General features: G+C 63.7%; 8 protein-coding genes. 2 read left to right on the top strand and 6 right to left on the bottom strand.

Features of this window, described 5'->3' with window-relative positions; translation table 11 throughout:
* Positions 1–1,039 precede the first annotated feature (1,039 nt).
* Entirely contained in the window at positions 1,040–2,902 is a 1,863-nt protein-coding gene (locus C5H89_RS09155; protein ID WP_104106680.1) for a DUF262 domain-containing protein, read from the top strand.
* Between the two features lie 345 nt (positions 2,903–3,247).
* On the opposite strand, the gene C5H89_RS09160 is transcribed toward C5H89_RS09155, so the two are convergent.
* From C5H89_RS09160 to C5H89_RS18925, 6 genes are all read right to left on the bottom strand, one after another.
* The gene (locus tag C5H89_RS09160) at positions 3,248–6,202 is read right to left on the bottom strand and encodes an AAA domain-containing protein (protein WP_104106681.1); all 2,955 of its coding nucleotides are present in this window, start codon (positions 6,200–6,202) and stop codon (positions 3,248–3,250) included.
* 205 nt (positions 6,203–6,407) lie between these two features.
* On the bottom strand, positions 6,408–7,946 hold the full coding sequence (locus C5H89_RS09165; RefSeq protein ID WP_162799302.1) for a hypothetical protein: 1,539 nt from the start codon (positions 7,944–7,946) through the stop codon (positions 6,408–6,410).
* Positions 7,947–8,194: 248 nt separating this feature from the next.
* Entirely contained in the window at positions 8,195–9,295 is a 1,101-nt protein-coding gene (locus C5H89_RS09170; protein ID WP_104106683.1) for a 3'-5' exonuclease, read from the bottom strand.
* The gene (locus C5H89_RS09175) at positions 9,292–11,166 is read right to left on the bottom strand and encodes a DUF1998 domain-containing protein (RefSeq protein WP_104106684.1); all 1,875 of its coding nucleotides are present in this window, start codon (positions 11,164–11,166) and stop codon (positions 9,292–9,294) included. Before C5H89_RS09175 ends, C5H89_RS09170 begins: the two co-directional genes overlap by 4 nt.
* The gene (locus C5H89_RS09180; RefSeq protein WP_205304939.1) at positions 11,166–14,408 is read right to left on the bottom strand and encodes a helicase-related protein; all 3,243 of its coding nucleotides are present in this window, start codon (positions 14,406–14,408) and stop codon (positions 11,166–11,168) included. The genes C5H89_RS09175 and C5H89_RS09180 overlap by 1 nt, the downstream gene beginning before the upstream one ends.
* Positions 14,405–16,120 (bottom strand): NERD domain-containing protein/DEAD/DEAH box helicase, encoded by a 1,716-nt coding sequence (locus C5H89_RS18925; RefSeq protein WP_162799303.1) that lies wholly within the window; start codon positions 16,118–16,120, stop codon positions 14,405–14,407. Before C5H89_RS18925 ends, C5H89_RS09180 begins: the two co-directional genes overlap by 4 nt.
* Between C5H89_RS18925 and C5H89_RS09190 the strand changes: the two genes are divergently transcribed.
* A complete protein-coding gene (locus C5H89_RS09190) occupies positions 16,119–17,333 on the top strand; it encodes a sigma-70 family RNA polymerase sigma factor (RefSeq protein ID WP_162799304.1) in 1,215 nt (404 codons plus the stop codon). The two genes, C5H89_RS18925 and C5H89_RS09190, sit on opposite strands and share 2 nt — an antisense overlap.
* Positions 17,334–17,589 lie beyond the last annotated feature (256 nt).

The following is a 17,589-nucleotide window of genomic DNA, read 5'->3' on the forward strand; positions in this document are numbered from 1 at the left end:
CCTGCGCTTCGGCGAGCTCGCCGAACTACGACGCATGGACGTCGACCTCAAGAACGCCGTCATCCACGTCAGCCGCAGCGTCGTCCGCTCCGTCTCCGCCGGCGTGGTGGCCAAGGCACCCAAGCGCGAGGCCGGGAGCCGCGACGTCCCCATCCACCCGACATCACCGAGCACAAGACCCAGCATGCGGCTCCCGGCCACCAGGGCCCCATGTTCCTCGGCGCGAGCGGTGACTACCTACTCCCAGCGCGTTCTACGGCAAGGTCTCCAAGAGGGGACGCGGCAAGCCGGAAACCCAGGGATTCGGTTGGTTCGAGCCCGCCGCCTCGCTGGGCGTGAGCACCTCTGCTTCCACGATCTCCGCCACGGGTCCTTACCGAGGCGGCCCGCCACAGGGCCACCCTCGCCGAGCTCATTGCACTCGGCGGCCACTCAACCAGCCACGCCGCCATGCGCTACCGACAAGCGGCATCCGACCGACTAGCAAACTTGCGCGCAAGCGGGGCGAAGCGAGAGGCAGGAGAGTCGAATCTACGCGCTGAGTGGTCTACACATATCCAACCAATAACGGTGGCGCCGCGTTCGTGAGAGGCATGCATCCCCGCCGCGTCAGGGGGCGGAACCTGCCGAACGGCCTGCGCACCGACCCTCGCCTTGGACGGCCGAGAGATGGGGTTCTGGACCGGCGAGCCAACAGCGCTCACCGGGCGACTGCCCAGACGCGCAAGCAGTACCTCGCGGGGCGCTACACCCGCGGCTGGCCGAGGCCGGGCCGTCGCGTCAGTCGGTGCGACGCAGAGACTCGTAAAGCAATGCCCGGGCCGAGGCGTTCAACTCGATGTCCCATGGCGACATCGGACACGTCCCACCCGTCGACCGGGCCGCCCGCCGAACAAGCAGTATCCGTACGGCAGGAAGGCAACGACTACCAGCCCCCCGACTACCGACGTGTTAGTTCAAAGCCTCCACTGACCCGGCACGAGACAGTCATCGCTTGGTTCGGGCACTCAGAACCGTGGCCGCATGCAACGATCGCCACATGCAAGGCAACCCACGCAGCATCGCAAACATCCTGAACGCAAGCTCGGCCTACCGAATTCCGCCTTACCAACGGGCGTACCAGTGGGAGGCAGAGCGCTGGCAGGGGCTGGCCCACGATGTTCAGCAGCTCACGATGAAACCGAAGGGCGATCCTCCACACTGGCTCGGAATTCTCCTTCTGAGCGACGACACCGGAACCAAGCATCCCGGCGACGATTCCGTTCAGAGCTACACGGTCATCGACGGCCAGCAGCGCCTCACCACGACGATCCTCTGGCTCGCCGCACTCGCGCACCATGCGAAGGACAACGGGAGGGCGATCAAGCTCGACGTTTCCAAATTCGCCGCATTGCATGTTCAGGAGATCGATCGACTCCCGTTCAAGGTCGCGTTGGAGGGCAAGTGGCGACTCGCAAAGAATGCCCCGCTTCTCGGAAAGCGCCCACTGCAAGCCTACGCATACTTCCGATACCTCTTACACTTAGGCACCGATGCGTTGGCGGAGGAGGAGTCCGTCAAATACCAACAGCTCATGCCCGAGAAGGCAAAGGGGTCGTACGAGGCCCAATGGGACCAATTTCTCGCCACAAAGCGCGGCTCGGGCGTCCCACGCGGCCAGGCGGTGGACTGCGAACTGTTGGCTCAAACCACCCGCACCGAGATGTCGCTCTTCAGCCTCATTCACGACCCGAAGACTGACGAGTCGCAAGCCACGATCTTCGACACGCTCAACGGCATGCGCACTCCGCTCGAGCCGCTCGATCACGTCCGCAACTCTCTGTTCGTCCGCCTGCCCGAGGCGGACGCAAAGGATCTTTACGAGAAGGAGTGGAAGGATACCGAGGATGCCATCCGCAACGTTCGTATGAAGCGGATGGCCTCCGAGAAGGTCTTCCTATACGACTACCTGATCGCGCACGGCGAAAAGCGTCGTCAGAAGGCCCTTAACGCCAATCGGGGCGCCGCCCACTTCAGCGTGATGACGCGCAACATGGATGGGGACGCGCTTCTGGAACTTCTTCGAGAGGATCTGTTGCCAAGCATGGCCTCCTGGCCTGTTGTCGTGCGCCAGTCAGATACCTACCGGCACGCTGGAGTGAAAGTTGAGATTCCAGTCGCGGCAACGCAGCTCCTAACGTCTCTGTACGACCTCTCTGCGAACCCGGCCAACCCGATCGCGCTCCACTTTGTCACGCAGTTCGCGCTTGGCAATGTGGAAAGTGACGAACTGGTGGAGGCGCTCCTGTACGCGGAGGCCTACATCGTGCGCCAGATGCTTGCGGGAAAGTCGCTATCACCTTTGCGCGCCAGGATCATGGACGTGATGGGCAAATTCGATCGAAGCATCGTTCCCGCCGATCTGCTCACCGAGCTACAGGCATCGGTCTGGCCGACCGACGACGAGATCAAGGACATCGCGCACGAGAAGCCAGCGTACGCCGACCTGGGTGCGAGGCCGGTGACAGCCATCCTGCGCGGCATCGAGGCTGAGCTGAGCGGCGCCGGTTCGATGTTCTTTGTTCACGGAAAGAAGCCAAATGAGTACACGATTGAGCATCTCTTCCCGCAGAAGCATGCGAAGTGGGACGCCGATATTGCGGCGTGGGGCGCTGATCCGGCGGATATGAGTCACCGGTTACATGCACTCGGAAATCTGGCGGTAGTCACTGGCGCACACAATTCGGCAGTCGGCAACAGCACGTTCGCCGATAAGAAGGCCTACCCGACGAAGCCAGGCAAGAAGGTCGCCCCCATGGCAATCAACGCGGGGTGGCTAGCCGAACCGCAATGGACTGAGGAGGAGATCGACAAGCGAACGGACGAGTTCATCACCTCCGCTCTTGCACGCTGGTCTTTCTGAGACCGTTTTCGGTGCGCTCATGTCCAGACCGGGCAAAGTCCGCTCTGGGGCCATTCGATAGACCTGCAGCCGTCTTCAGTTGCGGCTCTCCTCGCACCCATCAGTCTGCTCGGCCTTGGGAGGTAGACACCCTTGAGGTTGAGCTGGCGCACCTTTTCGGGATGTCGACGACTGCGACGAAGAGTAGTGAACCGAGTCTCAGGGAATCTCTTGAGTGCCGCCCGCAACCGTCGAACTCTGCAGCCATCTGGGCACCCCGTCACCCTTCGATCCGACTCCGAGCAACGCCAGGCGACTCACGATTCCGTGCCGCTGAGGAGGATGCACTGGGCACATCCGTCGGCATCAGTGGAAACAATGCTCTGGCCGCAACAGTCGCAGGCTGCCCTTCACGCTGTAAACTCTTGCCCGGTATGGCCAGCCGTGTGGACACGTCGGGTCTTTGTCTTTAGTCGAGGGATCTATGTCCCCAGCGCGCCTCAACAGGCTGGAGACGGCGTGCGCGAAGGCCGGATTGACTGTTTTCACGAGGTCCCCCTGTTTCACGTCCAGGAGACCGCCTGTGGATGTGATCGTGGTGGATGCCGTGAAAGCTACGTTCTCGAAGCAGGGATCCACGAATTGCACGCTGCAGCCCACCTCTTGAAGTTGACCGATCAGAGCCCAGGAGTCTGGGGTCGATGCCGGAGGAAATCGGAAATAGATTGCGATGTTCGCCGCGATCGCTTCCCGTAGGCGTTGCATAGTGTGGGCTGAAATCTCGTCTGGGATACGCGTCGACCAGATCATGACCCAGCCTGACGTTGCACATTCGAGAAGCAGATCCAGCGCATCGCGAGGCGGCATGTTCGAGACGTCTGGACAGGCAGGTGCTCGGCTATCGAGTAAATCGCGCGCGTCGACAATATTTCCCAGCTGGTCAATATGTTGGACGACCTGGCTCAGGATCGATTCCCTCGGCAACTTTCGTACCCGATCCATGTCGGCCACAACGACCAGTTGATCGCGCGACCTGGACAGTGCGACATTCAACAAGCGCGACCCCTCATCTTGGGTCGAGAACGCGTTGAACCAGAGCGCGGGCTTTGTTCCGCCCATGCGTCCCTCCGTCATATCCCAAACGATGAGGTCTCTCTCACCGCCTTGGAACCGGTGGACGGTGGCCGCCTCTCGTCTCGCCGAATCACGGCCGACGAGTGTGCGTAGGAGAGAAGCTTGGGGACTGAATGGTGAAATGAGCCCCAACGGAACGTCCGCAGCAACCTGATCCAGAAGTGAAGCGACCACTTGAGCGTGAACGACGTTGTACCGCGAGTGCAACCCACCGCGTCGGCCCATCCATGGGGCCAGGCCCGAAGTGTCAATTAGGGCGACTTCACCCATTGACTGGATAGGTCTCCGCGGCGGACGCGCTGGTATCGACGAACCACTCGTGAGATTGACTTCCGGGTAGAAGTGGTCTCTCACGATGCGTTCAATTTTGCCTCGCATCCGGTGTTGCACTCTCAGCGTGACCATCGAGCGAGGGGGTACTCCGTTCGAGACCGCCGCCACTATGCCTGCGGTCTCAAAGATGCTCTGCCTTAGCCACCGCTGGGCCGCAGGCTCGGTGGACTGCGCGATTGGACCGAGCTGGCGGAAGTCGCCCGCCACAATCAGGTGACCATCTCCGAGACCCGCTGCAAGTACGGCCAGGTCCGCAGACACCATGCTGGCCTCATCGAGCACAACAACATCGAAACGCTGCTTCTCGAGATCCTGCAGGTACACCCGGTGGACCGTCGAAAAGACCACGCCTGCGTCGGACACGATCGCGTGGCGAACTTGATTCACCAACGACTCTACAGCGCGCCTGCGATCCACCAGGGTCCCCAATTGTCGGATGGTCGTGGCGAGTTCTTCCTCAAGGCCCGTCTCGCGGATCAAGCGGAGGAGTTCTAGCAACTCTAAGTCCGGATGACCCAAGGCGCCGGAGCGTGCGGCGCCCAAAGGGTCACGCACGATTTGGTCGAGTTCACTGATTCGCGCCCGCGCGGCTGCGATTTCTCGGCGACAAGTAACAAGCTGGTCTCCGGCCCCGACGCCTAGGTGGGCAGCAATCGCTCCCACTGAGAGACCCTTATCGCTCGACCGCTGATCCATGTCTCCACCGAGCCGCACCACAGCCCCAGGCGGCAGCTCGGGATCGACTGAGAGGTATTTCTCCAGCGCCGTATCCACCGCTGCGTTGGTGTTCGAGACGAAGAGGACGCGCTTGCCGCTGCGACGGAGGCGTCTGACCAGGTGGGCCAGCGTCGTCGTCTTGCCCGTGCCTGGAGGCCCCCAGAGCCAGGAGGTGCCTCCAGTGAGGGCAACGTCGTGGAATTTTTGTTGTTCGGCGCTCAGTGCGTCGTCAGGCGAGGTCTGGGATACGGAAGTGTAGACAGCATCGGGATCGACCAACGGGGCCATACCGGAAGCAGCATCAAACCAATCGCACCCTTGAGAGAGACCACTGAGCAGGTCGAATCGACGTCTCAGCAAGAATGAACTGTCCAGCAATAGCGTTGCGGTCGGAATTGCATTTGGCGGCCGCCCCGACACCCATGCGGTAAGCGACGTGTCCGACATGTCGAGCACTTCGATCTCAACGGGGGGGGCGGTGCCGTACGCCAGCTGCAAGGCACCCCCGTCCACCACAGCCGTGTCCAGGACCGCGTCGAATCTGACCGTGTGACCGTGCTTGGTCAGTGCGAGTAATACACCCGCCCCCAAGTAGATGCGCTGGCCTGAAGCGGTACGGTCCGACTCGCGTATTTCGAGCTGGAGTGCCTCCTTCATCTCACTCAGGACCTGGCTCCACTCGGGGTGACTGCGCCTGGAGGTCGCGACCTTTCGAACTGGTCGTTGCCGCGTCAGTACGGGGTGGTGGAGCACGTGTTGCAGGCTGTCAGGGAGTGCTTCGAGGCTGGCGGTCAACTCTCCGCCTGACGTGTCACGCCGGTCTTCGACGATGTCTATCTGAATGACGGGATTGATGCTTTCGTCGCACAGTCCCCGTAGGCAATCTGTCCACTCGCCGAGCAGAAGCAGGCCACCGTCGTTCGCGTTGATCGCTCGTATGGCGGCTCGCCACATCGGCGTCGTTCGCACGGCCGCCAGCTGAACGACTTCCGGGCGCGCTAGGAAGTCTTGGACTTGGTGGGCGGGCAGCTCGCGGCAACGAACGGCGCCCCACACCATGAGCACACGCCTGGGGTTGCCGTCCCCTTCCCAATCGGGAGGGAGCTTGCCGGACAGGCCCAAGGATTCCGGTGGCATGCCCTCTAGTTTGCAGAGGTATTCGGAGCCAGGTGCGAATTTGCAGGATCCCAGCCGTCAGCCCGTCACCTTTTCGCCGCGTCGAGTGCCCCGATTCGGGCAGCACGCCCCATGTGTTTAACCCGATCGCTTAACACCCCAGCCGTGTTCGCTGCCCCGTTACGTGTAGAACCTCCGCAGCATCGGGACCTGGTCGGCCCGTGATTCACCGACGGGACGCGAACGCCTCTGCGGCGCGCCGATGCTCCCCTCCCGTCAGCGACCGCAGGCGGCCAACGAACCCCTGCTCGTCGACTGCAACGCTCATCACTATCTCTTCTGCAGAAGAGATAGTGATGAGCGCGTCACCCGTCTCGACCGAGGCGCCTGAGGGCACCTGGACGCGATGCTCGACCGGCCACCCCATCGCCCGCGAGACCTTGATGCGAGTCGCTTCCTTCTTGGCGTCCGCGGTCTTCTGGTACTTCGACAGCAGGTCGGGGAGCAGGGCGCTGTGCGTGGCCACCTCGACGCCAGCGATCTTCAGCGATGTTCCGCGGCTGTTCGCGACGAACTGGACCTTCCCAAGCGGGGCAGCCCCTCGGCGCGCGACGCGAACCGCCCACGATGCCGTCAGGTCGTCCAGCTCCAGCGAACGGAGCTCAGCCGACTCTCGTGACAGACCGCGAAGGCGACCAGCGAGCACTGCAGCCACGATTCGGGTGGCGTCATCGGCGCCAGTCTCCTCGTCCGACCAGGCGAGCAGCTGGTCGAGGTCCTGGCGGAGCAGAACCAGGAGAAGCGCCTTGGCACTGACAAGCGCACGAGCCGACGGGCGGAAAGGCTCGAAGTCGACCTCGACGTTGACGATCGAGCGGACACGACCGAAGTTACGTACCAGCGCGTCGGCCGCATCATCGGCCAAGCCAGCATCGCGGACCCGCGCCTCCACGGCGTCGAGCACCTCGTTCGGGCTCCACACTTCGGTTACGTCTCGGTCACCCAGGACGTCGTAGGCGGCACGGAAACCGACATGGTCCGGCTGCGCACTGTCTGGTCGTGGGCGAACGTCCGGCGAAGCGTGGTCATCGAGGTCGAGCCACTGGAGCCACGAGGGCACGCGCGCCGATGCCGGCACCTTGCTGGCACCAAGCAACGCCGCCACGAGAGCGAGTTGCTCGCCGGAAGTGGCTGAAGCGACCGCCGCGTTGATGGCTCCGCGGATTCGGTCAAGGCCGCGCCAATCGACCGCAGGCGCAGGGCTCGGAGCACTGAAGGTAGTTGGAACTGCCGCCTCATGCATGAACAGGGCTGGCGTGACATGCAGCAGCTCGTCATGTGCATGGACGTTGCCGTAGCCTCGAGCGAGGTGCTCGCGTAAGTCTCGCTCAGAGGGTAGGTGGATCGCAAGCGCGTCCGAGAGTGCAACCGCGGGCACGAAGACGACCGGGGCATCCGTCTTCACCTTCCCGGCGACGTCGAGCGGGAACTCTACGATAATCGGCGCTCCCGCGCCGCGCTCGGTGGTCACCGCTTCGATTTGCGCGGACGTCGGCGCATGACGAAGAAGCGGAACCCAGCCGGGGGTCTCCTGCAGGAGATCGGCGTAGTACTTCTGGAAAGACTCCCGAGGGGCCACGAGCCGAGTACTCAAGATGCCGTTGAGGTTCATCCGGTTGGTCAGGAAGTACAGCGTGCTAGCGGGCGCGGCTGGTTGGCTGCCGGGTGCGGCCTTGGCGACCGATGACTCGTTCATCTCGGTCATGTCAGCCCCGGACTCTGACGGCTCCTCTGCGATTGCGCGCTCGTGGATCGGGAGCGGTTCCTCACCTTGCCCGGCGACCAGCTGCTCCACCGCCCGTGCACCTGGGCCCAGCGCCCTATGGGCTCGACCGTCACCATCGCCAGCGCTTGATGCAAGCTCCGCGGCGTTGGAGGCCTTCGCGGCTTCAAGCGGAGGCAGGCTCTGCTGGTCGTCGTTCGGGCCATTGAATGGAAGCTGATCGTCCTCGCTCACAGTTCGCGCACCAGGCCTTTCAAGTCGCTCAGGATCGGCGGGAGTCCCCCACTCCCGCTGTATGAAAGATGCAGCTCGTCCCGGGCGCGGGACATCACCACGTAGAACATCATCCTCGTTGCCGCGGACGTCGGGTCAACCGAGTGTTGCTGGAGCTCTGGCACGAAGAGCGTGTCGAACTCCAGACCCTTGAGCGAACGGAAGTTCACGATGGTGACGGCGGGGATATCGAAATCGAGCGTCTTGTGCTGTTTGTTAGCCGAGGCGTACATCTGTATGGGCACCGGCAGTTTGCGCTCTTCGAGGAGGCGCAGGAGTCGGTACTGCATTCGCTTGTTTTCGCAGGCGATGCCGATGATCAGGTTGGTGCGAGAATTGACGTAGCGCGCGACGAAGTCGGCCAAGTCGGTGTCGGAGTCGTAGCGACGCAAGGTTGGCTTTTCACCGTGCCGAGTAGGCAGCTCCGGGATGCCGGTCGGCGTGCCGGAATAGAACTTGGCCGCCACCGCGGCAATCTCAGCCGTGTTGCGGTAGTTCCGCTTGAGCTCAAGCTGCTCGTCCGCGCTGATGGCCTTCGCGATCTCCTCGAGAGTGGTGTTCTGGTCGGACAGCTGTTGGTTCTCGTCGGCGAATACGGTGACGTTCTTGGTGAAGAACCGGGTGAGTCTGTAGAAGCCGAGCGGAAGATCCTGTCCTTCATCGACGAGTAGATCTGCGAGTGTGCCGGGGTTTGGTGGCGCCGCGAAGAACTGGCCGGTCATCTCCGCCCAGTCGTGGGCGTAAGAGTTGCCCTCCAGCGTCGGTGGCTGTTGCTTGAAGTGCTCTCGCCAGAAGCGCCAGATCCAACTGTGGAAGGTACGGACAAAGCCGGCGACTTCGAGGGTATCGGCGGCCTGTGCGGTGTACTGCTGCAGCACGTTGTTGTACATGAGCAGGGCGGGCTCGCGGTCGTCGAACGTCAGCACCTGCGCTCGGTAGAGCGCCATGACGGACTTGCCAGTGCCGGGCGGGCCTGAGACGAGATAGTTGCCATCCAGGTCGAGGTTGTAGATGAGGTCTTGCTCCTTGGAGAGGTCCTCGAAGGCTGGCAGTCTCAAGAGATCCCTCTGATCCCTGCGCCAGCTGCTTCGATGGCTGCGCCGAGCACGTCTTGAAAGAAGCCGGGCACCTTGTCACTACCAACGACGAGAACCCGGTCGAGTAGATAGTTGCCGCTTTCGCAGCTCGTCTCAGCAACCAGCGTGCAGGCGTGACAGGCCGCGAAGTTGAGGCTGGCGAAAGTCGAGGCAAGGTTCTCGCTGCAAAGAGGATCAGACGAACACCACATGGCATCTTGCAAGGCCTCCAGCACGATGCCCTGCAAGTGCGGCGGCTCGCCTTGGCGCACCAAACCGCCCAGCGTGCCTTCCGAGTCTCCCGCGGCGGTGTAAATCAAGATGCCCGCCTGCTTGGACGCTCCGCCGGGGTCCGCTGAGCTCCGGGCGTAGATGCGCTCACGGAGGCTCGTGGCGGCGTAGCCGGACTCGAATGCGAGACGCCGAATCAGAAGGTGCGCGAACGTGTGCAGGAGGACGTACCGAGGCGCGAGGACCGGACCGGTGCGCTCACGTAGTCGCGGCTCCATGAACGATGCGTTCAGCCTCTTCTCCAGCTCCAGGACGCGATCACGAACGGCACCCTGCTCCTCCCAGACAGCCAGACGTCCCTCGTCCAGTGAAAGGAAGATCCCTTCGCCGCGCACGTCGATGGCGGGCAGCCAGTCGACCGTGGCCTTGTGGTTGAGCGCTACGGGCACCAGCTTGTCGCTACCCGCCGGGGTGACCCGGTGGAACCCTTCGAGGGCCCGCACTTCGCGGAGGCGGTCAGCCAGCACCACCTTGTCGACCCGGTCAGCCAGGAGCGAGGTGACCCTGGTCTTGGTGGTCTGCACCAGGTCGACGTGCCTGGTACGGAAGTGCGGGTCGTCGGAGTTGTCGATCTCCGTCAGGAAGGCCGCCCATTCCTCTCCCAGGAGGTCACCCGGCGTCGCCTCGACCGTGGTGGCCTTGCCAGCCTCACGCTGCTTCTCGTCACGGACCAGGCCCTTGACGTACTCAGGCGTGACGCCGTGCGCCTTGACCAGGGTCTCGACCATCATGTCGAACATCGGGGCGTCCTCGTTCACGCCCAGCAGAGGCCGGAAGAAATCGTCCGCCTTGATCGCGAGGGCCTTCGCGCTCTGGGAGTCTGCCCGTGACGCGTTGGGGATCTCGATCGACGAGTGCACCAGTGGGAAGTGGACATTGGAGGCGCCTCGCTGGACTGCCAGCGGCACCTCGTCGCAATCCGCGCGCTCGTCCCAGCGCTGCCAAGGCTGCCGGCCGTTGCAGGTCACACCGATCGACTTGAGCGATCCCTTGCTCGTGATGCCCATCAGGTTGCGTCGGCTGTGGCAGCTGTGGCAGTGGACCTGGAGCGTGTCGAGACCACCCGCTCCCTTGCCCGAGACGGACTCGAAGAAGAGGTTGTCTTTCTGACACTGCCGCGCTTCGGGACTGGTGTTGCGTGAGTGCGCCCATCGCTTCCAGTCCAGATCATCCATGTGCCCGTTCGGACAGATCTGGATCCAGCGCATGGGCACCAGCTGCTTCTTGCCGGGACAGCTTCCGCAAGTCGGCGCCTTGTCCGATTGCTCGAGCGCCCGCGTCCAGCGGGTCATCCGCCGGCACTTCTGGCAGAACAGCCACGCTGGGAAACGGGCGTAAGGCACACCTGCGGACGGAGCAGCCCAGGCATTGCTGGCGACGGCTGGGGCGGCGCGGAACTCCGAGACACCGAGGACAGCGGCCAGTCGCTCACTCTGGATCCGTTCACCGCGCGGACCCCAGCGGAAGGTGTCACACGCGACGAGCGACTCACCCTGGAGATCGAAGATGGCGCCGACACCGAACGGGACGATGGTCTGCGACTGCCGAATCTTGCGTTGCATCAGTCCCCCTTAGCGGCAGCGCCGCCGCCGCTGCGCGCGACCTCGATGAGCGACTCCAAGTCCACGTTGCGCATCGATCCGAGCGTCTGCCAGCCAACCGCCTTGGTGTGGAACTGACGGATCAGGTTGATCTGGCCCTTGCCGTTTGGTTTGTAGTACAGGAGCTTGCTCTCCTGGTCTGCCCGTTCAGCGCGCTCGACCCAGTCCTCAATGAACTGGTCGAGGTACTGTTTTGCGCCCTGCTTCTCACGCAGCTCGACGCGTTCGACGACATCGACCAGCCTGGCGGCCATGTCCTCGACCTCGGGCCGTCTGTCCAAGATCTTGCCCGCGCTCCCGTCCGACTGCATGCCCAGGCGATGGCGGGCCAGGATGACCAGTGCCGCGTGGAGAGCGCGGTCACGCGACGGCGGCGAGTACGGCGTCACGCTCGTGGGCTCTACGTGGCGATACAGAGCCGAGTGGAAGGCACGGAAGTTCTCGTAGTGCGAGCGATCGCGCGGCTTGGTTGAGCGGAACAGACCGAAGACCAGACCCGGGGCCGTCGAGCGACCGACTCGGCTGGTGGCCTGGATGTACTCGGCTGTCGCCTTGGGCTGCCCGTTCACCAGCATCAGGCCGAGACGCGGGACGTCGACACCGACCGACAACATGTTGGTGCTGGCAAGGAAGTCGATCACCGAGCCGCTCAACACCGGCAGATTGAGGCGCTCCAACAGGCGGGGCTGCAAGGCACGTGGCACAGACGACGACAGCTCCTCGACGTCGTACTCGCGGCGCGGTCGGTCGACGACCAGGCTGCCCAGCCGGGCATTGATGTCGTCGCGGGCGATGGTGACGGTACGGCCGAGCTCGCGGAGCGAGCTGTGGTAAGCCACCACGGTCCAGTAGGCGTCTTGGGCGTCCCCTGTCAGACCGAGATCCACTGGTGCCTGGAGCAGCGCCGCGCCGGTGTGCACGACGGCAGTGTCAGAGGTGTGACCCTGCGCCATCATGCCGACGTAGAGCCGCCCCGGTGTCTTCTCGTCGGCTCGGGCGAAGTAGGAGTCGTCGGCGTCGATGCCCGACGGCGGGAACAGGTCGACCCGCCGCCCGAAGAGGCCCATGATCTGAGCGGAGGCGCGACGGATCGTCGCCGTACTGGAGATGACCTTCGGCGGACGGTCGTCGACCTCGCACAGCAGATTGATCGCCGCCTCGTACAGGCCGACGGTGGTGCCGAGCGGTCCGGTCAACAGGTGCAACTCATCCTGGATGATCAGGGTCGGTGGGCGGTTGCCTGCGCTGCGACCGAACAGCACCCCGGACTCGGGCACCCAAGCGAGCTGCGCGAACTTGTCGACCGTCCCAAGCAGGAACGTCGGAGGCGCGTCGTAAAGCCCGTCGTCGATGACCTGCACCGGGATCTGCTCGTGAAACTCGCACTTGGTGGACGGGCAGTTGAACGCGAACGAGCGGTCGGTCGACGTGATTCCGTAGAGGGCGTCGTTTTCGTGGTGCTCGCGCGGGACGATCTCAGTGCCACACCAGGGACAACGGTCGAGCAAGAACCGCTCGTCCGTCTCGCCGGCATCCCGCAACTCCTCGAAGCGCTCACGTGCCTTGGCGTACCGGTTGGGCGATGTCGCCTCGCCGACCCAGAGTCCGACCGAGATCGGCTCGTCGCCCAGGTCGGAGCGCTGGCGGCGCAGGTACTCACAAGCGGCCGTGGTCGAAGCGGTGCGCTTGAACTGGTCGGCGGTCAACAGCGACAGCGTGTACCGACTGACGACAGCAGTCCCACCGCCCGTGTCACCGAGCACCAAGCGGCGGCGAAAGATCTCGAACGCCGCTACGAGCAGATACGCCTCGGTCTTGCCTCCACCAGTCGGGAACCAGATCAGGTCGACGACCTCGCGATCGTCATGTTGGTCGTCAACCAGGCCACGCAGCGTCGTCAGGAAGAAGCCGAGCTGGAACAGTCGCCAGCTCGCGCCCGGCCCGTAGGTCGTCGGCATATCGGGAGCCGCGCCAACCGGTCGGCGGGAGCCCGCCATGTCCTTCTGGCTGTGGCGCATCTGGAGCAGCATTGCGCGATTGGCCAGACGGAATGCTTGGAGCACCTTGACCCGATCTGGATGGTCCGTGAAGACGCTGGCCCCGTCGCGCATGCGCTCCAGCGCACGCTCCAAACGCTCGATGATCGACGTAGTGGCTCCCTGATAGCGATCGTCGAGCCCGGCTGCCTTCTTCTTGACCTTGCCGATCCAGTCCTCGTACGGATCAACGAATGCGTTCAGCTCGGCCTGCAGCACATCCGCCGAGATCGCCTCGTCGGCCAGCCAGGCAACGTCCAACGCCTGCGCAGCGTCCCCGTCAGCACTGACCCGCGGCACGACGTGCGACGGCATCACCTCGGAGCGAACCGAGGACACGACGCCTTCATGGGACGACCACTCCGGGGAGCAACCATGCCCGATCGCGTACACCTTGGCCTCGCGGTGGACCAGGCGAAGTTCGCCCTCCTCCGGGTCATGAGAAGCCAGGGCAACGCTGGGGTACTCCAGCACATGGAACCCAGCCGGCACCGTCACGTCGAACTCGACCTGCATGAGCATCTCGTCCCAGTGACGCTCCGGCCGCTCGTCATCCGCATGGCGCGCGTTGACCAGTGTGATCGTGACCAGCGAGCCGTGCGGGTAGCTGCGCCAGCGGACGTGCACCTCCGCCTTATCGCCCCAGACCTTGGTGGGCTCCTTGTCGGTGGCGCTCACCTTGACGGTGGCCTCATCCAACTGGTGACGACGCCAGATCTTCGAGGAGCCCTTGGCCTTCTGGCGTGGATCCTCTTCCTCCAGCCCCTCAGTCGCCCGCCCCTGAAGCGACAGCTCCTTGAGAACTTCCTCGGCGACGGCGCCACTGAGCGTCTCGTACTCGGCGGCGCGGGCCCGCACCGTGAGCTCAGGCGCCGTCGTGAAGAACGACAACCCCTGAGAGGCAGGCAGGAAGTCGTTGGCCGCCGAGACCGGATCGTCGCTGAACTGACTCTCTTCGCCTGTGTCGGTGGCGGAGGTCTCGTCGCGCTCCTCGCCCTCGCTCTCCACGTAACCTTCGAAGGCGACCTGACGCGGGAACAGGATGCCCATGAGGTAACGGCGGTTCGGGGGATCGAAGATGATCTCCGCTGGACCATCGAAGGGGCCGACGAGTTGCCGCCTGACGTAGGCCACGAAGTCGTCTCTGATCTGGATCAGGTCGGTCATACGGCTGCCTTCTTGTATGCGTTCATTGCACCGTCGAGGTGCTGCTTGAACAGCTCACCGAGCTGCTTGTTGACGTGGGGCGAGGTAGCCACCCAGAGGCCCGCCCGCGGGCGGCTGAGGGCGACGTAAAGGAGATCCAGTTCGGTCTCCGTAGTGACTGAGTCGATGTCGACCACGCAGACGAAGCGGTTCTCCATCCCCTTGATGTCCACGGCAGATGACCAGGTCATGCCTCCGCCGGGCCACACCGAGGCGAGGGCTGGCGACATCTGCGTCAGGCGTCCCTTCCGAGCAGCGCGCAGACTCTTGGCGACTGAGGTCTCCCACTCCCCGCGTAGCGACACGAGGGTGATGTGCTCGGGGGCCACCTCTTGCTCCGCAAGGGAACGCAAGTGCCCCTCAAGGGCGGCCAGCTCGGCCTGCTGGTCGTCGACCGCGACGAAGACGACCTCGGGGCCGGTGCCGGCGGTTGCCACTCCGGTATCTGCCCCGGTGTACGCCCGAGTCTGGAAGGCAATCTCACGAGTATTCCGGCAGTTGAACTTCAGGGCTGGCTTCACCGGACCGAACGACTGGACGAAGGCCAGCGCGTCCGGGTCGAAGTCGCCGTACAGGTGTGCCTGACTGTTCTGGTCGAGGAACATCGTCCAGCGCCCGTCGGCCCAGCCACCGACAACCGCTTGCTCCAGATGATCCAGGATGTCGAATGTCATCAGGTCCTGCGCCTCGTCGACCACCAGCACGTCGTAGGGAGTCACGTCGCCCAGTTCCGAGACCGCCCTAACCTCGACCGCGGTGCCCTCCAACGTTCGAGTGGCGAACGCCGCCAATACCTCGCTGCGGCAAGTGAAGAGCACACGTTGCCCGAGTAACGCTTGGCGTCGGGCCACCTCAGCCGCGAGGAAGGTCTTGCCGGTGCCAGCGCCACCACTACAGATGACCCGGGGCTCATCGCTAATCAAATCGAGCCGGGCGTACTGCTCGTCGGTTAAGCGAACCATCGCCGCATCGAGCAGGCTCGCCCGCGCGTCGAGCAGCGGCGAACGGTCGAATGAAGGTCGCAGATCCTGCATCACGCGAGCGCGCAGCTCCTTGCTGATCGGATTCTTGCTCACCTGCTTGCCGAGCCAGTACTTGCTTGCTCGGTCGATCGCTTTCCCAATGCCTCGATCGAACGGACCTCTGCCGCAGTAGGTGTCGTCGTCCCACTCGAAGCTGCTCGCCAGATTCACGTCGGGCGTGACAACCAGGCAGCCAAAAGCAACGTGGTCGATCTCTACACCGAGTCGCTCCTTCAGGCGCTCCCGCAGGGCGTACATCGCCGTCTGGACTTGTTTGAACGGGCCCTCACGCGAGGTCCGTCGGTGCCCCGCTCGATCGCTATACGTCCACACGCCATCGCGGCAGGAGACCTGGCCACCCTTGACCTCGACCGCGAGGATCAGGTCATCGAGAATAAGCACAAAGTCGAGTTCGGCCGTCAACTTGTATTCATGGTGTGGCAGGTTCAGCGAGTGCAGCGCAGCACCGCTAAGCGCGGTACCTGCCAAGGCTTCGAATACCCGACGTTCAGAGGTGGTGATGCCCTCCGTCCCGAGTTCTGTCGGCACCATCCGCAATGATCTGCTCCATAACGTTCGTGTGACGCCAATAATGCCGATGAGAGTCCGCTGTTGGGGCCGTTTCGGAAGAAGGGAGGCCAGAATGGACATGGAGTACCTGTCCCGCGTCCTCATGCGCCTTCGGCCCTTCGTGCGCGACGGGGCGATCCGCCGCACACGCCTTGAGCGAGTTCTCGGAACCCTAGAGATGCCGTCTGACGCAATCCGGCCAGAGGTCGAGCGCCTGCTCACCAAGGCAAAGATCCGGATCGACGAGGACGATGTCCAGGCACCGGCCACGGTCCCGTCACCGGCACAGGCACCGGCGCAGCCCCGTCCGGCAGAGCCTGAAGAGGACCGACGCGAGGGTCCTCCTGCCACTGACGCCGAGCGAAGCGAACCGCTCGACTGGAGTGAGCGCCAGTTGGCGGTGAAGGCAGCCTTGGGCCGCATCAAGGCGGATCGCCATATCGCCCATCACGCCTCGATCCTGCTGACAGCCCAGCAGGAGGTTGGACTGGCCATCCTCATCCGCGGTCGCTCAGGGCGCCCGCTGGAGCAGGGCGGGTTTGCCTCCCTGACGGGTGAGGCACGCGACGCGGCCGAGTGCCTGTTCCTGCACAACCAACGCTTGGTGCACTCCGTCGCCAAGAAGTACCCGCAGACCGGCATGAGCTACGACGACATCGTCCAGCACGGCATGACCGGCCTCATCCGAGGCGTCGAACTGTTCGACCCCGAACAGGGCAACAAGTTCTCGACCTACGCCATGTGGTGGATCCGGCAGTCCATCACGCGCGGCATCGCCAACGAGGCCCGGCTGATTCGACTGCCGGTCCACATGGTCGAGAAGCTCAATAAGGTCTGGGCGGTTCGGGCGCGCCTCACGGTAGCCGGCGAACCGCCGTCCCTATACCAGCTGGTGCGAGCCTGTGAACTCAGTGAGAAGCAGGTGCGCGAGTGCCTGCAGTTGGGCCCGCCGGACCTTCTGTCGCTCGACATAAAGATCGGCGATGGCGAGGCGACGTTGGGGGACGTGCTCGACAAGGCCGACCCGGAGCTGGATCCCGCCCACCAGGTCGAGTACCTGCTGCTGCAGGAGCAGTTGGGCGCCGTCCTCGACACGCTCAGTGACCGCGAAGCCGGCGTTATCTCGATGCGCTTCGGTCTGACCACCGGCGAGCAGATGACCCTGGACGAGATCGGCAAGGTCTACGGTGTCACGCGTGAGCGTATCCGCCAGATCGAGTCCAAGACCCTCGACAAGCTCAAGCACCGCTCCCGCAGCCACGTCTTGGAGCCGTTCCTCTACGGCGGGAGGTAAGCGTCCTAAGGAGAATCAGGCGGAGGGCGAAGGCGAAGCTGTTGAACCGGAGGGCGCGCTCGTCCCCACTAGGACGTGAGTTCCTTCAGCCGGTCCGAGTTGGCGACGATCGAGGGCTGCGACCTCGTCAACTATCGCTGTGCAGTGGTCGCCGCCTAGCGGCGGTCGCCGGTTTCATCGACCGCACGAGGCGCACAGCGATTCACTCGCCTTGACCGGATCCAACCGGACGGTCGACATCCGCTACTACAGGAGC

The organism is Nocardioides sp. 616, assembly GCF_002930065.1.
Classification (GTDB): Bacteria; Actinomycetota; Actinomycetes; order Propionibacteriales; family Nocardioidaceae; genus Nocardioides; species Nocardioides houyundeii.